This window comes from Nonomuraea sp. NPDC049784 (genome assembly GCF_040659615.1).
GTDB lineage: Bacteria > Actinomycetota > Actinomycetes > Streptosporangiales > Streptosporangiaceae > Nonomuraea.
This window is the reverse complement of sequence record NZ_JBFAMX010000836.1, coordinates 1-3580: the sequence shown is the minus strand read 5'-3', so window position 1 is coordinate 3580 and position 3580 is coordinate 1. Positions and strand designations below refer to the sequence as shown.

Annotated in this window: 5 protein-coding genes; 4 read left to right on the top strand and 1 reads right to left on the bottom strand. The window is 69.0% G+C overall.

Annotation, left to right across the window (positions count from 1 at the left end):
* On the bottom strand, nt 1-965 hold a 965-nt coding region (locus tag AB0J09_RS59470; RefSeq protein WP_360712380.1), incomplete at its 3' end, for a M36 family metallopeptidase.
* A 140-nt stretch (nt 966-1105) separates the two neighbouring features.
* Between AB0J09_RS59470 and AB0J09_RS59465 the strand changes: the two genes are divergently transcribed.
* From AB0J09_RS59465 to AB0J09_RS59450, 4 genes are all read left to right on the top strand, one after another.
* Complete coding sequence (locus AB0J09_RS59465) at nt 1106-1252, top strand: hypothetical protein (protein WP_360712378.1); 147 nt, start codon at nt 1106-1108, stop codon at nt 1250-1252.
* 118 nt (nt 1253-1370) lie between these two features.
* Nucleotides 1371-2573, top strand: coding sequence for an MFS transporter (locus AB0J09_RS59460; RefSeq protein ID WP_360712375.1), 1203 nt, complete (start codon nt 1371-1373; stop codon nt 2571-2573).
* Nucleotides 2574-2694: 121 nt separating this feature from the next.
* Nucleotides 2695-3204: a (2Fe-2S)-binding protein gene (locus AB0J09_RS59455; protein WP_360712373.1), complete on the top strand. Its 510-nt coding sequence runs from the start codon at nt 2695-2697 to the stop codon at nt 3202-3204.
* Nucleotides 3204-3580 (top strand): FAD binding domain-containing protein (locus AB0J09_RS59450; RefSeq protein ID WP_360712370.1); only part of this gene is annotated, 377 nt, incomplete at its 3' end. The genes AB0J09_RS59455 and AB0J09_RS59450, both read left to right, overlap by 1 nt.

The following is a 3580-nucleotide window of genomic DNA, read 5'->3' as shown; positions in this document are numbered from 1 at the left end:
TGCCGCTGGGCGGAGGCGACGGTCGCCTCGGCGGCAGCGCGGAACGTGGTGTCCTTGGCGAAGTCGAACTGCGCGTCGATGATGATCGTCCCGGCCTGCCTGTCGCCCAGCTTGGCGCGGATCTCGTAGAGCGCCGCCGACCAGATCTCGCCGTCCGCGTGCACCTCGCCGACCAGGTCCTCGGGGTAGTGCTTGATACCGTCGAGACGGCGCAGGCAGTGCGGGGCGGCGGCGGTGTAGGGGACGGAGTCCCAGTCCGCGACGCAGGCTTCCGGGGTCTTCGTGGGCACGCCCGCCTTCCAACTGGTCACCGCGACGGCGAGGTAGTCGCCGAACGCCTCGCCGATCGCGCCCGATTCCAGGGTGGTGCCGAACCCGGTGACCTGCCCGTCCTGCACCGAGTGCCCGTACTCGTGGACGATCACCTCGGCGTCCTCGGCATCGTCCACGCCGCCCTTGCCGAGGGTGATGTTGGCTTTGTCGTCCCTGAAGAAGGAGTTGTCGCCACCGTACTGGTTGATCCGTAGCTCGATCTGGCGCTGGTTGACCGGACGCAGCCGCGAGCCGAAGCCGAGCGCCTGGATGTACTGCTGCGCGGTGGTCACCCAGTAGTAGCCCATCACCTGCTCGAACTGGTCGCTGTCGCGGTGCCAGGCGGGGAAGGCGCCGCTGCCGGCCTGGGCCGCCTTGCCGGTCTCGCTCTTGACTCGGACGTAGCGACCGGTGAGCGTCCCGGAGCCGTCGAGGTCGGTGAGGGTGACCGAGCGGTAGGCGGTGGCCAGGGCGGCGCTGTCGCGGTCCTTGTCGTCGGTGAGAGTCTCGTCTCCGGTGCTTTGGACGGGGTTCGGGAAGAACACGGTGGCGGTGGGATCGGCGGCCGCCCGCGCGGTGCCGGGTACGGCGAGCGCGGCCAGGGCGGCGACGGCGAGACATGCGACACGGACGCGGTGGCGGGGGGTGTTCACGGGTGCTGCTCCTCGGCGCGGGGGACGATCACCGCAATCTAGCGGTATGACCCCGTTTCCGTCACCGTCCATGACAGGCGCCAAACCGCACGGCGGCGCCGCCCTCCTACGCAAGCTACCTCGACGGCCTGACCCTGCGCGTGTACCCAGGACCGGACGGCAAGACCACTCTCACGGTCACCGACCACGCCTCCGGCGAGCCCACACTGTTCACCATCGCCCGCTCCGGCGGCGAGGTCTCGGTCTCCTCCCCCCTCACCGCCGGGTGGACCTACGAACTCGCCTGACGAAATGTTCTTCGTGCCGCGATGGCCCCAGAGCAGTTCGGGCGCTTTTGCCTTATATGATCCGCTTCATCATGTATGCGCTTCCACGTCCCCATTAATAGGCCGGAGACCCATCTGCATGGACCTCGCTACGCGCCGGCGCCGGCAGTCGCTGTTCTTGTTCTTCTTTCTCCCAGGAATCGCGTTGTCGTCGTGGGTGACCCGCACTCCGGACATCCGCGACCGGCTGGAGGCGTCCACCGGCCAGATGGGCCTGGTGCTGTTCGGCCTGTCGGTCGGCTCCATGATCGGGATTCTGTGCTCGGGACGTCTCGTCTCGCGTTACGGGACCAGGCCTGTCATGGGTGTGGGAACCGTACTGATCGTCGTGAGCATGGCCGTCGTCAGCGTCGGCAGTCTCGTGTCGTCCGCGCCGTTGGTCATGGCGGGCCTGTGTGCGTTCGGCCTGGGCATGGGATCAGGTGAGGTCGCCGTCAACGTCGACGGCGCCGACGTCGAACGGATCACCGACACGACGACGCTGCCCACCCTGCACGGCTGCTTCAGCCTGGGCACCGTCATCGGCGCATGCGCAGGCATCGCCGCCACGGCCGTCCGCCTCCCGGTGCACGTGCATCTGGCGGCGGTCACCCTGATCGCCGCCGCGATCTTCTGGTACGCCTTCCGCTCCATCCCCGCGGGCACCGGAATCCTCGCACCGGACCAGGCCGGCACCGGCGCCGGCCACCCGAGGCCGAGAGTCTGGAAGGACCGCAAACTCCTCCTGATCGGTGCGATCGTCCTGGCGATGGCCCTGGCCGAGGGATCGGCCAATGACTGGCTGCCGCTGCTCATGGTGGACGGACACGGCCTGGACGCCGCATTCGGATCCCTCGTCTACACGGGGTTCGCCGCCGCCATGACCATCGGCCGTTTCGGCGGCACGTTCTTTCTCGACCGCTTCGGCCGGACCGCCGTCGTGCGGGCCAGCGCCGTCTCGGGAGCGCTGGGCCTGATCCTGGTGATCTTCTCGGACAACGCCGTGCTGGCCGGAGCGGCGGTTCTGTTCTGGGGCCTCGGCGCCTCTCTGGGCTTCCCCGTCGCGCTGTCCGCTGCGGGAGAATCGGGACCGGAACAGACCGCCCGCGTCAGCCTGGTGGCCACGATCGGCTATGTCGCCTTCCTCGTGGGCCCACCCGGCCTCGGCTTCCTCGGCGACCACTGGGGCCTGCGCTCGGCCATGCTGGTGGTGCTCGCCTTCGTCGCCTCCGCCGTCTTCCTGGCTCCTGCCGTCGACACACGCGGCCGTGTTTCAGCCGGTCCTCGCACGTACGCGGGTTAGTCATCGGAGGATGCAACCGTCATTTCATGACATTCGCAGGTCCAGCGGACGGACGGCACCCGGCAATCATCCGATGTCTGCTCTTGACCGGCGGGGTGGAGAAACCTTAACGTTCCGCCGTATGGAGCTCGCTAATCTCTCCCAGAGGCAGTTGTCAGGACAGTCCGCGGACGGCCTGGTCGAGGTGGCGTTCACGGTGAACGGAACGGCCGAGCGGCTCCGTGCGGACCCACGGACGACGCTGCTCGACACCCTGCGGGAGCGGCTGGAGCTGACCGGCACGAAGAAGGGCTGCGACCGCGGGCAGTGCGGGGCCTGCACCGTGCACGTGGACGGCAGACGGGTGCTGTCGTGCCTGACCCTCGTGGCCACGATGGACGGCCGGGAGGTCACCACGATCGAGGGCCTGGCCGAGGGCGATCGGCTACACCCGGTGCAGCGGGCGTTCATCGACTGCGACGGATTCCAGTGCGGATTCTGCACGTCGGGGCAGATCATGTCGGCGGTGGCCGTGCTGCGCGAGGGGCATGCGAAGACTGACGCGGAGATCCGCGAGGCCATGTCGGGCAATGTCTGCCGCTGCGGCGCCTACCCGTACATCGTCGAGGCCGTGAAGCAGGCGAGGTCCTGATGCGCGCGTTCGGCTTCGCCGCGCCCCGCGGCATCGACGACGCCCTCCGTCTGGCCGGGGACGCCTCGGCCTTCCTCGCCGGCGGCACCACGCTGGTCGACCTGATGAAGCTCGATGTGCTCGCCCCCGAGCAGGTCATCGACATCAACCGCCTCCCGCTGCACGGGATCCGGCTCGGGCCGGACGGCCTGCGCATCGGCGCACTTGAGCGGATGGAGGACATCGCCCGCCACGACGCCGTCGCGACCCGGTACCCGCTCATCTCGCAGGCGCTGCTCCTCAGCGCGTCACCGCAGCTGCGCAACATGGCCAGCATCGGCGGCAACCTCCTGCAGCGCACCCGCTGCGGCTACTTCCGCGACGTGGCGACGCCGTG